11 protein-coding genes are annotated in these 16,731 nt (G+C 35.2%); 1 reads left to right on the top strand and 10 read right to left on the bottom strand.

The features are described 5' to 3' along the window. Nucleotides 1–18: 18 nt before the first annotated feature. From N2201_02455 to N2201_02410, 10 genes are all read right to left on the bottom strand, one after another. Nucleotides 19–798 carry a dihydroorotate dehydrogenase electron transfer subunit gene (locus tag N2201_02455; GenBank protein ID MCX7785080.1) on the bottom strand — a complete coding sequence of 260 codons (780 nt, stop codon included), beginning with the start codon at nt 796–798 and terminating at the stop codon, nt 19–21. A gap of 51 nt (nt 799–849) precedes the next feature. Next, on the bottom strand, nt 850–2,325 hold the full coding sequence (locus tag N2201_02450) for a tetratricopeptide repeat protein (protein ID MCX7785079.1): 1,476 nt from the start codon (nt 2,323–2,325) through the stop codon (nt 850–852). 338 nt (nt 2,326–2,663) lie between these two features. Continuing rightward, on the bottom strand, nt 2,664–4,847 hold the full coding sequence (locus N2201_02445; GenBank protein ID MCX7785078.1) for a BatA and WFA domain-containing protein: 2,184 nt from the start codon (nt 4,845–4,847) through the stop codon (nt 2,664–2,666). Nucleotides 4,848–4,917: 70 nt separating this feature from the next. Then, nucleotides 4,918–5,811 carry a DUF58 domain-containing protein gene (locus tag N2201_02440; protein ID MCX7785077.1) on the bottom strand — a complete coding sequence of 298 codons (894 nt, stop codon included), beginning with the start codon at nt 5,809–5,811 and terminating at the stop codon, nt 4,918–4,920. Between the two features lie 60 nt (nt 5,812–5,871). Next, a complete protein-coding gene (truA, locus tag N2201_02435; protein ID MCX7785076.1) occupies nt 5,872–6,636 on the bottom strand; it encodes a tRNA pseudouridine(38-40) synthase TruA in 765 nt (254 codons plus the stop codon). Nucleotides 6,637–6,822: 186 nt separating this feature from the next. Further along, nucleotides 6,823–7,197 (bottom strand): TraR/DksA family transcriptional regulator, encoded by a 375-nt coding sequence (locus tag N2201_02430; protein ID MCX7785075.1) that lies wholly within the window; start codon nt 7,195–7,197, stop codon nt 6,823–6,825. Next, nucleotides 7,194–10,211 carry an isoleucine--tRNA ligase gene (ileS, locus tag N2201_02425; protein ID MCX7785074.1) on the bottom strand — a complete coding sequence of 1,006 codons (3,018 nt, stop codon included), beginning with the start codon at nt 10,209–10,211 and terminating at the stop codon, nt 7,194–7,196. Before ileS ends, N2201_02430 begins: the two co-directional genes overlap by 4 nt. Before the next feature lie 160 nt (nt 10,212–10,371). Then, the gene (locus tag N2201_02420; protein ID MCX7785073.1) at nt 10,372–11,910 is read right to left on the bottom strand and encodes a PQQ-binding-like beta-propeller repeat protein; all 1,539 of its coding nucleotides are present in this window, start codon (nt 11,908–11,910) and stop codon (nt 10,372–10,374) included. Nucleotides 11,911–12,252: 342 nt separating this feature from the next. Beyond that, on the bottom strand, nt 12,253–12,981 hold the full coding sequence (locus tag N2201_02415) for a hypothetical protein (protein MCX7785072.1): 729 nt from the start codon (nt 12,979–12,981) through the stop codon (nt 12,253–12,255). Continuing rightward, entirely contained in the window at nt 12,960–14,393 is a 1,434-nt protein-coding gene (locus tag N2201_02410; GenBank protein MCX7785071.1) for an FAD-dependent thymidylate synthase, read from the bottom strand. The genes N2201_02415 and N2201_02410 overlap by 22 nt, the downstream gene beginning before the upstream one ends. A gap of 289 nt (nt 14,394–14,682) precedes the next feature. On the opposite strand from N2201_02410, the gene N2201_02405 reads away from it, so the two are divergent. Continuing rightward, a complete protein-coding gene (locus N2201_02405; protein MCX7785070.1) occupies nt 14,683–16,452 on the top strand; it encodes an SBBP repeat-containing protein in 1,770 nt (589 codons plus the stop codon). The last annotated feature ends 279 nt before the right edge of the window (nt 16,453–16,731 follow it).

Here is a 16,731-nt window from a genome sequence, read left to right as displayed (position 1 = left end):
AACCAGAAATTCTATTCTTCATAGTTCGATTGTTGCTAAATTGAAAACTGGACCATCAGTACACAAATGAAAATAACTTTCCATTTCCGTCTTCTTCTTTATAGCGCAAGTAAAGCAGAGACCACATCCACATCCCATCATATTTTCAATAAAGCCGTAGATTTCCAACAAGGGATTTTCTAATAAGAATTGCTGAATTTTTTTTAGCATCGGGATTGGTCCACAAGTAAACATTGTAGTTGCTGAAAGTCGAGTTAGGTCTAATAAGTCAGTGACTAATCCTTTTTTGCCTTCTGAACCATCTTCAGTGGCTAAGAAAATTTCGGCGCATAATGATTTAAATTCATCTAAAAGAATGAGTTCGCTTTTTGATTTTGCGCCATAAAATAGAGAGAGCAAATATTTATCTTTTAGAGATTTTGCCACATATAATAATGGTGCGATACCAATTCCGCCAGCACATATAATTATTGTTTGACATTTTGGGTTTACAATTCGTTCTCCCGACAAGGGTTTTCCTAGTGGTCCGAATAACCACAGATAGTCACCGGTAGTTTTCTGTTTCAGTATATTAGTGCCTTTACCTCTTAGTCGATAAATGATTCTAATTTTGTTATCTTTCACATCGGCAATTGAGAAAGGTCTTGGCAAAAATGGCTCGATGGTTGCAGATATTTGTAATTGGACAAACTGACCGAGTTTCGTGCGTTGAGCAATCTTTGGTGCTAAAAGCCATAAAGAATAGATTTCAGGAGCCAATTGTTGATGCTGAATAATTTTAGTTTGTTCTCTAAGCATATGGTAGTTTCAATTGGTATTACTCTTTGGTCTTTACTTTAAAGATTATTATTACTTTTTAGGGCTTAATGTTTTCAGCATTTCCGATGCTTTTTTTGCATAATCAGTTTCTGGATATTGACGAATAATCTGATTTAATATTTGATGGTATGCTGTAAAGAATTGACTCGTGTCTGATTCGGCATTTAGTTTATTTTTATATATCCAGGCAATGGCTAATAGTGCTTTGGGTGCATATGGACTCGTAGGAAATTTTTGATACACTTTTTCGTATTCATTTATTGCGCGTACAAATTGATTGAGGTTGAGATTATAGACTTCAGCCAACAGATAGTAGATTTGTGCGGAATCGATTGCGGGACCTGTCTTTTTATTTTCAACAGTATCAATTAATTCAACAATTGAATCGTTTTGGTATTTGTTTGACAAACTCTCGGCCTTTGCTCTGACCGAATCGAATCTAGCCACATCGGACTTAACTTGAGAATCACTTTTTGTAATGGTGAATAAAGGATTTAATACCGCAAGTCGAATTTCAGCATATTTCGTGTATTCTGAACTTGTTTTCTTTATGAGAAGACTATCATAATAAATTTTTGCCGAGTCGAAGATACCTTCAGTTTCGAAACTTGAGGCTATAAGAAAATAGGCTTGGGGGGCATCGATTCCTTTTACTTTGCGTAAATATTGTCGGGCTTGAGCGGATTGATTAATTTTAAGAAAAAATTTACCTAATGCCAAATAATTTTTACTATCCAGTTCGTAATTGAGAATTTCGTTTAAGATTTTTTGTCCTTCTTCTAAACGCTCAGTGAGCATTAAACACTCAGCTAATCCAATAATACCTAAAATTCTTTCCGATTTGTGACTCTCGCTAAATAATTTTATATAGGTTTTATAAGCGGCGATTGCTTCATCAAAATTTTTCTGTTCGCGATATAAATTGCCAAGGAGTAATAGCGCGTCTTTGTAATATTTTGATTTTTTATAACGCAGCCGAAAATTTTCTAACTCTTGGCTGGCCAAAAAATAGTCGCCTTTGCGATAATAAAGTTCAGCCAGTTTATAGGTAACTAATGCTTGTTCTTCTCGATTCAAGAACTGTATACCTTTATCAGATTTTAGTCGGGTTAGTTTTTCTAATGCTAAGTTATAATCTTTATTTTCTAATAACGCCAATGCCCAATATAAATTTGCTTGGTTAACGAATTTAGAATTGGGAAAGACATTTATCAAGTTTTCGAATTTGGCAATTGCTTTCGGATATTCAGCCAAATGATAATACGACATACCGATAAGAAACAACGCTTGGCTGACATATCTTGAGCGGGGATGACGACTAATTACTAATGCCGATTTTTCAATGGCTTTTTCAAAATTAGCTTTGGCTTGAGCAGAACCTTTCTGTTGTAAAACAACTGCCTCTTTATAAAATTTTTTGGCATTATGAAAAGTATTATAATAAGCACAAGAAATCAGTAGCAGACTAAGTGTTAGATGTCGCAAAATCCGTATTGTAAAACTCATAATCAATAATAATAGATTCTTTTATCTGTTGTCAACATTAATTTGAAGCACAATCTGAAAAGATGACACTGCATGCGAAACAGGATTATGGGCATCGCTTATAACCGCCACGATAGATGCTTTTATTCCTTGTCAATAATACAATACCGAATGATAACTGCCGATAATTTTGATTATTACAGGCATAGTCTTTGTATTTTGTATTAAGTCGGTCTCTAAAGATATAAAATTACCAATTTCGATACTCAATACATAAAAGACAATTTCCGATATAAACAAAGCGCAAAGGATGAAGATTAGTGTCAAATATATGCTGAAGATATGACCAGTTGTTTCTGCTAAATACATAAAACCACCAATTCCAAAATAAGAAACATAAATGATAAATATATTGAGGCTCGGCTAAAATCAATAAACGAACCTTCAACATCTTTGATTACCGATATTCCATACTGTTTAAGTTGTCCTTCAGGAATTTTTAAGAGATTGCTTTCTTCGGGATTAACGTTAACACAAAAAAATTGGTCTTGAATCTGGTAAAATCCTGGGACCGAGGTATTAGTAAACTCAAGTAGGTTTTGAGTTTTGAGGTTTGAGGTCTGAATTATAAATTCGTCCATTTCGTTGGGCAGATTTTTAGTTTTGACATTCGGCATGGGCTTAGACATTATTTTATTTTCTGGGGATTGATTTATTACTTGATATATTTCGCTCGTTGGTGTCTTAATTTTAACATTCGACATCGGATGGGACGATAAAAGCCGTAATTTAATGACATCACCAACTTGATATTTTGTGGGTAAATCGGAAAGCGCCAAATAACTAAAAATTCGATGTAACATTGGCAGAAAGATTGGTTTGAACATAAAATCAGTTGTGCGAATATCAAAACTTGATAGCGCAATGATAATCCTTTGATTAGGGTCTTCTAATAAAAATGGATTTCCGGATGAGAAATAAGCCAGAGTCTGTTTTTGTCTTAAACTTAAATTGGATTTATCCGATACGGATTTATCCGATACGGATGTATCCGAAACATCACTGAGTTTCCAGTAATTAAAAAACTTTGCCGAACTCAAATCAATATCTCGAAATATTTCCATAATCGGATGCGAATAATTTATCTTGTCAATCGTCACAAAACCAAATCGTGTATCTAAAGTTACATTATAGCCCGTTAGATCTAATTGCAGATTTAATATCTTATGCCATCGAGTCTCTTTAATCTCTTTATTTAGGACAACGAAACAACCTTTACCTTGTTGAACAAAATATGCCAACCGTTCCCAATCAGCATAATTCAATTGGCTAGGTGCGAAGATTCCAATCGCCCGATATTTATTCAGATTATGTTGTCTTAACAATTTTGCTTCCAAAGCAGTAATTTCAAAATAACTTTGAGCTAGTGCTTTCTCAATGTATTGAATATCAGGACGATGCTCATAGAGTAAAAGAATTGGTGTTGTTTGAGGAATATTTAAAGTCCAATAATATTGATTATCTACGAATAAAGAATCATCACTAATCGATGCTTGAATTAGATAATGTCCAGGTTTTTTAATTTCAGTATTAAAAGTAATCACTTTCTCTTCATTTGGTTTTAAGAAAACAGCAGATTGTAAAATTTGACTCTCAACCACATCATTTTTCAATACGGCATTTTGCACAGATACTTTGGAATTTGAGAAAGACAGATTAGAGTTAATAAATTTAATATTACATTGCAAAACTGCTTCTTTATTTTTTGCAGTATAATTTTTAAGTTTAACATTTACTTGAAATGGCAAATCAGGTGTAGGAAAACTTGGCTGCAAAAAAATTTCTTTTATACCAATATTATCAGGATTTTTCGAACCGACATCAATCATCCAAAATTTAATTTGCGACAAATCCTTAGAAGCGAGCAATGGCAGAATTGGTTCGATAGCGCTTTTTTGCAAATCAGTAACAATAAAAATCTCTTTTTGCGTAAACGATGCTTTTTGTAACATATCAAAAGATTTATGTAACGCTTCCTCCATTGACTTGGCAAAATACGAGACCGAAAGCGTGTCCAGCATCTTTGGTAATAACGCCTTTTGAGTAACAAAATCGGAAATAAATTTTCCTGAGGATGTGATAATTGCCACTTCAGAAGAACGACTTAAATCTCGAAGCAGTTTACCAACTTGCTCTTTTGCTCGAGAAAAATTATCACCATAAGCCATACTATAAGAATCATCAAGAATAATAACTCTACTGGCATCATATTTGCCGCTCCGGTTAAAGTTAATAAAAAGATGTTTTTTGAAATACGGTCGGGCTAAAGATAACAACAAAAAGAAGACAAAAGCCGTACGGAAAATCAAAAGCAGGATCTCTTTCAAATGTAACCAAGAGAACTTTTCCTTTTTAGAGCTACTTAAAAAAAACAAAGACGAGAATGGAATTCTTGGCAAACGAATACGATGTAACAAATGAATTAATATGGGAATACCGGCTAAACCCAAAAGCCAAAGCCAAGATGGAGCTAAAAAGCCCATAAATCAGTATACCCTTGCTGCCCTAATAAGAAGACAATCGTGGTGATATGATGCATTAGTAAATTTCTTTTCATCCTAAACGCTTACGTTTTTCTAAATAATCAAAAAGCGCTTTATCTAAAGAAGTATCCGTAGTAATCAGATGATAATCAATCAGGTATTCCCGGCACCGGCGCTTAAAATCGAGTATAAATTCATTAAGTGCCTTTTGATAATCCTTTCGAATCACTCTTGGGTCTAATGTCATTTCTTTATTAGTTTCAAGGTCTTTCAAGATTAAGGGTTTAAAAAACTTAAAGTCGATTTCATTCTTATCTAAAATATGGAACACCAGAACCTCGTGTTTCTTATGGCGAAAATGGTGTAATGCCGAGAGCACTTTTTCTTTATCATCAAACAAATCAGAAAAAATAATTACGAGACCGCGACGATGTATCTTCTCGGCAAGCTGATGAAAAGTGTTTGCCAAGTTAGTATCCCCTCCGGGTTTAACTTGTTCAATTGCTTTGAGTAAAGAAGAAAGATGGGCTGGGGCACTTCGCGGTGGAATATATTTATCCAATTGAGCAGTAAAAACTGCTAAGCCGACACTATCCCGTTGTTTAATTAGCAAATACCCCAAACTGGCGGCTAAATATTCAGCATATTCTAATTTAGAAATTTTACCTGAAGTATAACTCATCGAACCAGATGCATCTAACAAAAGATAACCTTTAAGATTAGTTTCTTCTTCATACTCTTTAACGAAAAAACGGTCAGTTTTAGCATATATTTTCCAATCAATGCGTTTAAGTTCGTCACCTGGCATATAAGGCCGATATTCCGCAAACTCACAAGAGAATCCTTTGTAGGGACTACGATGCAACCCTGTGAGAAATCCTTCAACTACCAGTCGAGCTTTTAAATCAATTCTTTTAAGTTTAGCGAGAACTTCGGGAATTAAATATCGCTGATAAGATTCCATTCGGAGTTTCCTACTTAAACTAACTTCATTAATTTTAAATTACCACTAAAATTAAATTCTTTAGTATTTAACTTTTAATAATAATAATCCATTGGCAGGAGCGCAAACTATAGGTCGATGTTTCTCACCACAAAAACTATTCAAAATATCGCATTCGTTTATTTTTCCCCGTGCAAAATCAACTAAAGCGCCAACGATTCTTCGAACCATTTTATATAAAAAACGGTCGGCTTCAATTCGAATGATAATTTCATCTTGCCTTTGGTTTTTGAAAATGGGATTGGAAGACATCATAATTTTCAGGGATTTAATCCTGACTATGGCGTCTTTATTTTTCAAGTGACAAAATTTACTAAAATTAAATTGATGGAGGAATAAATTTGCAGCGTATTTCATTTTATTCAAATCTAATTCATATGGTATGAACCAGGCAAATCTTTTTCGTAAAGGCGAATTAGTAGTAATAAGGCGATATTGATAAATCTTACTTTTTGCCGAATAACGGGCATTAAAATTGTCTGCCACTATCCTAATGCTTTTAATAAAAATATCATCTGGCAATATTGCATTCAACCCTTTTTGGAGATTTAGTAATGATTTATTATCTTTTTGAGAAAACCAGTTTTCGTCGAGATGAAAATTAGCAATTTGACCTAACGCAGAAACACCGGCATCAGTACGCCCGGCACCGATAATCCGGATCTTTTTCCGTAGGATTTTATATAGCGCTTTTTCAATTTCACCTTGGATTGTTCGTCTATGCGGTTGATATTGCCATCCTGCATATTCTGTCCCATCATATTCAATTTCGATTAACACATTCATTTAAAATGAGTTAAGTGATATTAAAAACTATAAAAACTGATTGATATTAGTATATTTATAATTTGTAATAAATTTATAGTACACTTTTCGCAATTAAAAGATTTAAGAACAATTTATATTATATCACTCTATAAAAATATAATATATTCTATAAAATATAATATATTGAATTTTTAGTTATTTTGCTTAACGATTTGAGAGTTCTTTCTGGCATTTAATGCAAGTCCGGGTATAGGGTAGTGCTTTGAGCCGGGTTTTAGAAATTGGTTTGTTGCAGCGCTCGCAATCTCCGTATTTTCGTTCCCGAATTTTTTTTAGGGCAAGATCTATTTCCATCAGTATCTTTGTTTCATATGTCGTCACCTGTGAAATTATTTCTCGTTGATAAGCTTCGCTTCCAATATCTCCGACATGAGTCCGATAACTTGACGATTCGCCGGCAGATTCTCCTTGTGGTTTTAACAGTATCTCTCGCGTAAAGTCTCGTTGTTTTAAGAGCGCTTCTTTGAGTTTAATTAGTTTCTTCTCGAATTCAAGTAATTCTTTACGATTTTTAATCATCGCGGAACTCTCTTTAAGTAAACGGTCACAGTTTCTTGGTTTACTTTTAAGGTTTCGCCAGCAATTTCAAAATCTTCTTTATTAGCGAGGTCGCTTTTAATCGGTTGGATTGTGACGGCTAAAACTTCTTGGCAAATATAATCCTCAAATGTTTTTATTGCTGCACCAAGTTTTTCTGTTGCAGAATAATAGAATTCAATTCGGTCAATGATATCAAAGCCGGCTGTTTTCCTTAGATTCTGTATTTTATGAACTAATTCGCGTGCCAGCCCTTCTTCGATTAACTCTTGAGTGAGTTCTTTATTAATCGCAACTTTATATTTTGACTTGGGTGTTTGCTCGATTTCGCTTTTAGAACTAAAAAGGTAGTTTTTATTATCCCGCAGGAGGTTGAAGGTTTCTTCGCTTTCAAAAATCTCAATGCTTTTTATATTCAATTCATCCTGAATGAGCCAAAAATACTTTTTAAGACTTTCCTTTTCTTCGGAATTAAGTCCAATGATGGCGATTGTTGGTAATGGTTGTCGAACTTTTAATGCACCTGCTTTGCGCGCAGAAAGCCCCAATGAGATCAATTCGCGAACTAATGCCATTTCTCTCTCTAGTTGGGGGTTATAAAATGTTAATTTAGGTTCGGGAAAGGAATTGAGGTGGACACTTTCTGGTGCTTGGGGGTCTATGGAACGAACGATGTTTTGATATATAGTTTCAGATAAAAATGGCATTATTGGTGCTATTAGTTTTATCAATGTAACCAGACATTCATATAACGTTTGATAGGCGGCAAGTTTGTCATCGTCTTTACCCGGTTTCCAGAACCGACGACGGTTGCGGCGCACATACCAGCTCGACAAATCATCAATAAATTCATCAATTATTTTAGGCACTGGGGCTGGGTCGAAATCGTCGAGGTGTTCTCGTACTTTTTGCACTACATAGTTGAGCCGTGATAGTATCCATTGGTCCAAAACCGTTAAGGGGAGACCAGCAAATGTATCAGTATCTTTATGTTCTGATAATAGTCGTAGTTTTGGTTGGTCGATGCGTGCGTAGTTGACAAAAAAACTATAAATATTCCATAGGGTTAAAAGTTTTCTTTTTGTTTCATATGCCGCCTGATAACCGAAGTGAAGATTTTCCTGAGGGTTATGGTTTGTGAAGATCCAACGCATTATATCTGCGCCCATCTTCTCCGCAGCTTCATCAAACCAGATAACATTGCCTTTACTTTTATGCATTTCTTCGCCATACTCATCTTTTACTAAGGCATGTCCTAATAGGGTCTTAAAAGGTGCGCGGTTTTCTAAGACGGTACTCATTGCTAATATTGCATAAAACCAGTTGCGGAATTGACCGGGAAAACACTCAGTGATAAAATCTGCCGGAAACCATTGCTCCCAGTATTTTCGGTCAGTAAGATAATGTAGCGTGGAAAAAGGTACTATGCCGGCATCAAGCCAGGGGTTACCGACATCAAGGATTCGGGAGATTTCTTGGCCACAGTAGTTGCATCTGATTTTCACTTCATCAATCCAAGGTCGATGGGGCGAATTGCCTTCAAATTTCTCCCAACCACGCACTGCTCTCTCTTTTAATTCTTCTTTACCACCAATGACTTCAAATTTACCACATTGGCAATCGTAAATCGGCAATGCTAATCCCCAGTAGCGTTTTTTGGAGATACACCAGTCTTGCATATTTCTCAGCCAGTCCAATTCTCGTTCTAATCCAAACTCTGGTATCCATCGCACCTGTCGAGCAGAATCCATAATCTTATAGCGCAATTCGTCCATTGATATAAACCATTCATCAACTAATCGGAAGATTACTTCCGAGTCACAGCGCCAACATACGGGATAACGGTGCGTATAGTCTTCAATCTTATAGACCATACCTTTTTTCTGTAAATCGTCAAAGATTAATTGAGCACTATCTTTGACATTTTTCCCGGTTAAAAAACCAAAGTTATTAAGAAAATAGCCATCTTCAGTTAATGGTGCGATGGCAGGTAGATTAAACTCTTTACCCAGTTCAAAATCTTCTTTTCCACAACCTGGGGCAATATGGACAATACCTGTGCCCTCGGTTCCTGAGACTTCATCCCAAGGAATAACTTTATGCACAACATCTTTTTGCGCAGGTAATTCATCATACGGACCGATATATTCCATTTCTAAAAGTTCTTTGCCAAGGAATTCATCCAGTATTTGATATTTCCCATTAATCACTTCGATGCGAGATTTTATGAGATAATAAATATCGGTATCTGCTTTAACTTTGACATAATATAAATCAGGATGTACTGCACAAGCGACATTAGATGATAAGGTCCAAGGTGTTGTCGTCCAGACTAATAAATATTCTCTGTCTTTACCTTTTATCGGAAATTTAAGATAGATTGCCGGATGAGTGAGTTCTTTATAACCTTCAGTTACAATTTCGTGTTCTGAGAGCGCAGTGCCGCATCTTGGACACCAAGGCATAACATCATGACCCTTATAAATCCAATTGTGTTTATGACATTCTTTTAAGAAATACCAGATGGTATAATTATTTTCATCTGACATCGTATAATAAGAATTATCCCAATCCATCCATTGACCAAGTCGGATTGATTGTTGGGTTTGGATTTTAGAATATTTCAGCACTCGTTCTTTACATTTATTAACAAAATTAGCAATGCCGTAGTTTTCAATATCGCGCTTGGAATTGAAGCCTAATTCTCGTTCCACTTCAACTTCAACCCATAGGCCCTGACAATCGAATCCGTTTTGGTATCTTTGGTCATAGCCGAGCATTGCTTTATAGCGTTGGAACAGGTCTTTATAGGTTCGGCCCCAAGCATGATGCACGCCCATTGGATTATTCGCTGTGATTGGACCATCTAAGAAAGAGAATTTTTTATTGCCTTTATTTTTAGTTCGTAGTTTCTCAAAAATCTTTTTTTCTTCCCAAAACTTTAAGATTTCTTTTTCGATTGCAGGAAAGTCGGGAACTGGAACTGGTATTTTCATTTTGATGCTCATTCTATTCTTGTAGAATAATTTCTAACCATTGGTATTTTGATGGGTTTCATTTGGTCAAAATCGTGCACTAATAATAGTCCTTTCGTTTCCTTCAGCCCGGTTAGTATTTTGTGGTTAAAATGTGGTACTAATATTAAAATTCTCATTTTTATTCAATCCTGCCAGAATTTTTTCTATTTTGTCTAAATAATGGCCAACAGGAATTTGCCACTACGCCTCGACCAGAAAATGCATAGACTCCGCCGTAAGGTGTTGCGGGTTCATCAGGTTCATAATATCCACCACCAATATAAATTGTGCCATCGGAACCCACCATGGGTGAAGAAATAAGTTCAGCACTCGCATATTGAATAGGCGGAATAACTGCTGTGCCCAGTCTTGTTCGATCTGACTTTATGTAGAACAGAGTATCTAATTCATCTTGAAAGGTTTTATGAGATGATTTTTTACCCTTCATTGCCCAAGAGACTCGGAAATAGATAACATCCTCAGAATGTTGCGGATATTTAACAACTGCTGGACTTGAAGCAAAACTTCCGTTGGTCTGAATGTTCCAAACAACATTTCCATTAGCATTAAGTCGATACAAAACACCTTCTTCCGTGGCAATATAAATTGAGCCATCACTTCCAATTACTGGAGAAGCCGAGATCGAGCCTTGTAAACTGACTTTTTTGAAGACAGTACCATCAGGATTCAATATAATAAAATTACTATCTACGGCTTGTGTGCCAAAACAGATTTTACCCGTGGGAGTAATTGCCGGCGAAGAGATTATTTCATCACCAGCATCAAAAGGTTCGTTCCAGCGCATATCACCAAAACTATCAAGTGAGAAAAGAAAACCTTCATAACTTCCGACATAGAGATTATGGGCTCGGTCAACTGCCACTGAGGATAAACCGAAGATATAATCTTTTACCCATTTCAAATTGTTATTAGCATCAATAGCAAATAGTCCTTCATCTATAGTACATACATAAACTTCATTATTCTGTCCAATTGCTGGACTTGCGACAATTTCACTACCAACATTTCTTTGCCATTTTAAAGTGCCATTAGAATATAATGCATAAATCTTTCCTTCTCGAGTGCAAGCATAAATAGTGCCATTAGCTGCCAAGGCTATTGAGGAAGTAATTTCACCATCAACCGGATACCGCCAGAGTTCAGTGCCATTTGGTCTTAATGCGTGAATATGTCCCATTGAGCATCCAAGATAAATATTACCTTGGTCATCAATTGCGGGAGTGCTATTGAACTCGGCATAGTCTTCTAATTGTTGGTCATAGCAGGTAAAAAACCATTTTTGAATTCCATAACCGCAAGCGACTTCATAATTATCCGACCATTTGGAAATTTTCCCTTTTTGGTCTTTGGCTTGGCATCTTAAATAATATTTACCAGGTTGCGTTAAGGTAATTGCAGTCTTATATTCAGTACCACTGGAAACTAAATCGCTCCAGTTAGTATAAGATTCTGTGCCACCTTCAGGTTTATAGCCAAATTGATACTTAACATTATCACCTTCTGGGTCAGTAGTTACTGTTGAAAAAGTATCTGGCACTCCAGGAATTACGGAAGACGGTCCGTCAGGCTTTTGGGGTTTATTTGGCGCCTTATTGCCACAGTTCCAATAGACCGCCAAAAGAATTAGGCTACTTATGATAAAAATTCTTTGTTTCATTTTTACAATATGCATCCACTTCTGGAGCCTTTGTCATAACGAAGTCTCATCTCTTTTAATTTTTCATTAAAAATATTAATATATAGCATAACTATTAAATAGCATATTGTCAAGATTTGTTATGGAAGAAAAAAGAATTTACACAAAATTCTTGACGCTACCTTGGAATCAATTCAGTATATTAAACTTAAATTGGATATATATCTTTTTCTTATTAGGTCTCGCTCAAAAATTTTGGGTTCTTTAAGTTATGAGCATTTCTTTTCCAATGTTAGGTATTCAAATCATAGGCAAGGTCTTTTCCAATACCAAGTATTCTTAAAGTCTTTGGATATTTTTAAGTTATAGGCATTTTCTCTTCCAATACCAAGTATTTTTAAAATCTTTAGTCACTCTTTTCACCAGCGCATCAACTAAGGACCCATAAGAATGTTCTGGGTCTTCAGCATCAAACATAAATTTACCTCCAATGATACCAATTGAACCGACTTCTCGTTTATCACGAGTTGTGCCAGACCAAATTGTTGCTCCATTACTCGTTTCAACCATTCGAACAATCAATGAGGCTTCGATAATACCTTGGGCTTCAACATAGGAAAATCCCGGCGCAATACTAATTTCGGGTTTAATATCGGAAATCTCAATATCGCCAAGAATTATACTTTTTACATTATATTTTATACCCATCGCTTTATACGCATCAGGACCAATTGCAGATTGGCCAACTGCATTTAGCACATCGGTTTGGGTTCCTAACTCAATAATCTCAATTGATTTTTGGTCTTTAGTAATCTCTTGAATGAATTTCTGAGTGACAAACGCATCCAGATTACCCGGCTCAGAACAATTGAATTTAATAATCCCGATTGCTTGATGTTGCTTAAGGTCAATTGCCGGCGGCACAATAACTTTTGAGCAACTGCTTATGCCGAGCACAACTAAAGTTGTCCAGACCGAGATATCTCTCAATAATTTCATTTTCGTTGCTTCGTAAAAACTCTTTTTCTTAAAAATGTTTTTTAATCTAAATATAATATAATATCTAAATCTCATCGCTGTTTTTCTTGACATAGGCTCTCCTTAAAATATTTCTGATAAAATGTATCATATTGGTCTTTAGCACAACAAAAGGCTAAAGAAATCGGCATTACTTTTTGTGCTTGTTCAACCATTTTTCTTGACAGTTCTCTAATATCCCATTGGGCAGTTTGGTCCATACGCAAGCGGGCAATATGATATAGTTCTCGAATATTTAATGTCAGCAAAACTCGTCGGCGATGGGCTTGAGTTAAGATATACGGCGCAATGTGGGGCAATTCTTTATGAATTTTTTCATAAGTCTTTTCGGTCTTTTCAATAATTTTATTAAATAGGTCAAGTTGTTTTGCCAATTTTATCGATTCGGGTATCGTAACACCTAAATTTAAATCGTAATCTTGAGTTGATATCGTTGCCATCCGATGCCGTTTGAGTTGGGCAAAACAGGAAGCAGATAAAATTAGTTCAAAAGTCAAATAAATATGCTCAAATTCTCTTAATGCCGCATCATAAAAATTTGCATACTTAAAAGCGGTTTTTACAATCTCCAATTTTTGATTTGAGTTAAGACTTAATGTTTGTCTCATTGCTAAGGGAAACGACATATTGCTCGTTTTATGAATCAATACGGCAATCAATTTTTCATCAGCATCTTTTGTGTAGTCAACTAACCGGCAAATTGAGTTAGTTTCCGATTTTGCCTTTGATAGTTTTCCAATTTGCTGGTAGCTCTTTTTCAGTTCGTCATAAGTTTTGCTGTCATAATTAGTCTTTTGGTAAAAAAGCAGAATTGAAGGCGCAATTTTAACCGCACAATCAAATAATTTTTTGCCTAACATCCTCACTTCATTAATCTTAGAAGCAGCACACCGTCTAATAACCAATTCCAAATTACGCGCATTCATTGTTGCACCTAACTGAGTTGTCATTGCTAATGAAGTGACATAACGAGCATCCTCAATTGGCTTTGTCAGTTTAGTTTCAAATGATTTAAGTTTTTCACTCAAAACATCATATCCTTGAATCTGAGTTTCTATTGTCTTAAGAAATGGTTTTAAGAATTTAGTCTTTTTTATTTCCTCAGGAACGATAAATTGTGAATGCCAACGAATATATCTTTGCGACGCTTCAGTATAGGACATTAACCGGTGAGATTCCAAATATTCTACCGCTAAACGAGAAATATTCATAATATCAAAATTAAATACTGCATGTTCAGCTACTGAATGATGTCCCATCTCAAAAATAACCCGGCGATTCTGTTCCCGGGCTTTAGCAATTTCTTTCCGAGCAATTTTTCTTAATTCAGAAATAGGCTTAGGGCTTCGGCTTATCCGAGCATATGCGGCACTAAAAGTTTCCGGGGTTAACTCAAAGGTTCGGTCGCCAATTAACTTTTTAAGATGGTCCAAATCAACATTATAACCAGCCAGTCTAATCTTCATACCCTACATTACAAAAAATTTTGCCAAGAGTCAATAAGAACATTAAGACATAACTCAAAAAATAATAAATTTATAAAATTAAAAGTCTATCTGCTAATTATTTATTTTCATTAAAGAAAACAGTAAATATCTTTACAATCGAAAGAGTTGCTTTATTATCTTGACAGGGTCTAAATAGATACTAAAATTATAAAATTAAAAATATTAAAACTAACTAATAAAACTAAATTTAATTGCTATAATAAGTATTAAACCAATAACATAATATGAATCACGGAAAGGAGCACCTATGAAAAAACAAATAAATATGATAAACTATGCTCATACCAGAAACAAAATCTCAACAGATAATCCTAAACACCCTAATTGGTCAGTAAATAACACAACAACTAAACCGATGCTAACTCGTCATAAGTTTAATATATTGCACATACTCTATATCATTTTGTTGTTTGGTATTTCCTTAAATATACTTATTCCCTCGTTTCTATATTCACAGATTGACACTGCTTGGGTAAGAAGATACAGCGGGATAACTAATGATGACGACGGTGCTGAAGCATTAGTCGTGGATGACGCTGGAAATGTTTATATCACGGGCTATACTTATAATTCCAATCAAGGGTTTAATTACATAACAATCAAATATTCTGCTAACGGTGTCGAACAGTGGGCACAAACTTATAACCACACTGATAATGGTAATGACCGAGCAAGCGCAATAGCAATTGATAATTTGGGCAATATTTATGTTACAGGCATAAGTTTTAGTTATGCAACTGGTTATGATTGTGCCACTATTAAATATAATTCATCAGGAACAATCCAATGGGTGCAAAGATATAATGGTTTTGGTAATGGTATAGATTGCGGCAATGCAATAATGGTTGATGATTTGAATAATGTATATGTTGTTGGTTATAGTGATAGTCTCAACAACCGAGACTATTTAATAATTAAATATAATCCTTCAGGTAACATTGAATGGGTTCGTAAATACAACGGGACAGCAAATAGCGCTGATGTTGCAAAAGCAATCGCAATTGATGATTCAAACTATATCTATGTGACTGGCCGAAGTGAAGGAATAGGCACGACCGCTGATTATGTCACAATTAAATATCATCCTACAGGACAAATGCAATGGGTTCAAAGATATAACGGCACAGGAAATAATTGGGATGAACCATATGCTATAGCAGTTGATGCTCAAAGCAATGTCTATATTACGGGCGAAAGCGAAGGTGTCGGAACTGTTGGCGATATCTTGACAATTAAATACAACGCCGCTGGTAATCAAATGTGGGTTCAAAGATATAATGCAGATAATAGTTATGATTATGGAACAGATATTACAGTAGATAGTCAAGGCAATGTTTATGTTACCGGTCCGAGCACGGTTGCAGGAGTATACGATTATGTCACCATCAAATATAATGCATCAGGCACACAAATTTGGGCACAACGATATAATGGACCAGCCAATGGAGAAGATAAGTCAACTGCGATCGCAATCGACAACGCAGGTAATCTCTATGTCACGGGTAAAAGTTATGGTGGAGGCACATCGCACGATTATGCCACAGTTAAATATAACTCTAATGGAGTTCAACAATGGGTAATAAGATATAATAGTCCGAATAACGCCAGTGACGGTGCTGCTGATTTAGAAGTAGATAACCAAGGTTATGTCTATGTGACTGGCACAAGCAGTGGTGACTGTGTAACAATTAAATATGTCCAAACTGCCGGTATAGAAGAAAAACTGCTCTTGCCTACAAAAAATCTCCTCACGCTAAATGCAATTCCTAATCCCTTCATAAACCAAACAACAATACAATACTCCCTACCACAAAAAAGCAATGTCTTAATTTCTATTTACGATGCTTCCGGAACATTGATTAAACATTTAGTTAAAGAACAAAAAGAAGCAGGTACATATAGTGCAAACTGGGATGGCACTGATAATCATAATAAAAGAGTTCGACAAGGCATCTATTTCTATGTTCTGAAAACCGATGACAATAAGATGCAAAGAAAGATGCTGATGCTGAAATGATGAGCAGTGATAACTGAATGTTGAGAAGTAAAAATATAAGTAAATACATAACATAAACTCAAATCTCCTAACTTAAGAGAAGTCATAGATTAATAAAGATAAAAATTTTTGATAGAAAGGTATAAAGCCAGAGAAAAATTGAAAATTTAACTACATTTTACGATACGGCTGTAATTAATTTTAACCGCAAAGTATAAAAAAATACGATTCATTTGATTAGAAAATAAATAATTGTTCGTAAACCCAATCTGTTCATAATAAAAGGACCGACTTATTGTC

Source organism: candidate division WOR-3 bacterium, assembly GCA_026418155.1.
In the GTDB taxonomy this organism is placed as follows: domain Bacteria; phylum Hydrothermota; class Tepidihabitantia; order Tepidihabitantales; family CAIPLT01; genus JAOABV01.
The sequence above is the reverse complement of the archived record's forward strand: the minus strand, read 5'-3'. Positions and strand labels throughout refer to the sequence as shown.

What these genes read in the sequence shown, in the direction of transcription:
- N2201_02410 (MCX7785071.1), bottom strand. Translation starts at nt 14,393, where the DNA reads ATGAAGATTAGACTGGCTGGTTATAATGTTGATTTGGACCATCTTAAA.
- N2201_02415 (MCX7785072.1), bottom strand. Translation starts at nt 12,981, where the DNA reads ATGTCAAGAAAAACAGCGATGAGATTTAGATATTATATTATATTTAGA.
- N2201_02450 (MCX7785079.1), bottom strand. Translation starts at nt 2,325, where the DNA reads ATGAGTTTTACAATACGGATTTTGCGACATCTAACACTTAGTCTGCTA.
- N2201_02420 (MCX7785073.1), bottom strand. Translation starts at nt 11,910, where the DNA reads ATGAAACAAAGAATTTTTATCATAAGTAGCCTAATTCTTTTGGCGGTC.
- N2201_02440 (MCX7785077.1), bottom strand. Translation starts at nt 5,811, where the DNA reads ATGGAATCTTATCAGCGATATTTAATTCCCGAAGTTCTCGCTAAACTT.
- N2201_02455 (MCX7785080.1), bottom strand. Translation starts at nt 798, where the DNA reads ATGCTTAGAGAACAAACTAAAATTATTCAGCATCAACAATTGGCTCCT.
- ileS (MCX7785074.1), bottom strand. Translation starts at nt 10,211, where the DNA reads ATGAAAATACCAGTTCCAGTTCCCGACTTTCCTGCAATCGAAAAAGAA.
- N2201_02405 (MCX7785070.1), top strand. Translation starts at nt 14,683, where the DNA reads ATGAAAAAACAAATAAATATGATAAACTATGCTCATACCAGAAACAAA.
- N2201_02445 (MCX7785078.1), bottom strand. Translation starts at nt 4,847, where the DNA reads ATGGGCTTTTTAGCTCCATCTTGGCTTTGGCTTTTGGGTTTAGCCGGT.
- N2201_02430 (MCX7785075.1), bottom strand. Translation starts at nt 7,197, where the DNA reads ATGATTAAAAATCGTAAAGAATTACTTGAATTCGAGAAGAAACTAATT.
- truA (MCX7785076.1), bottom strand. Translation starts at nt 6,636, where the DNA reads ATGAATGTGTTAATCGAAATTGAATATGATGGGACAGAATATGCAGGA.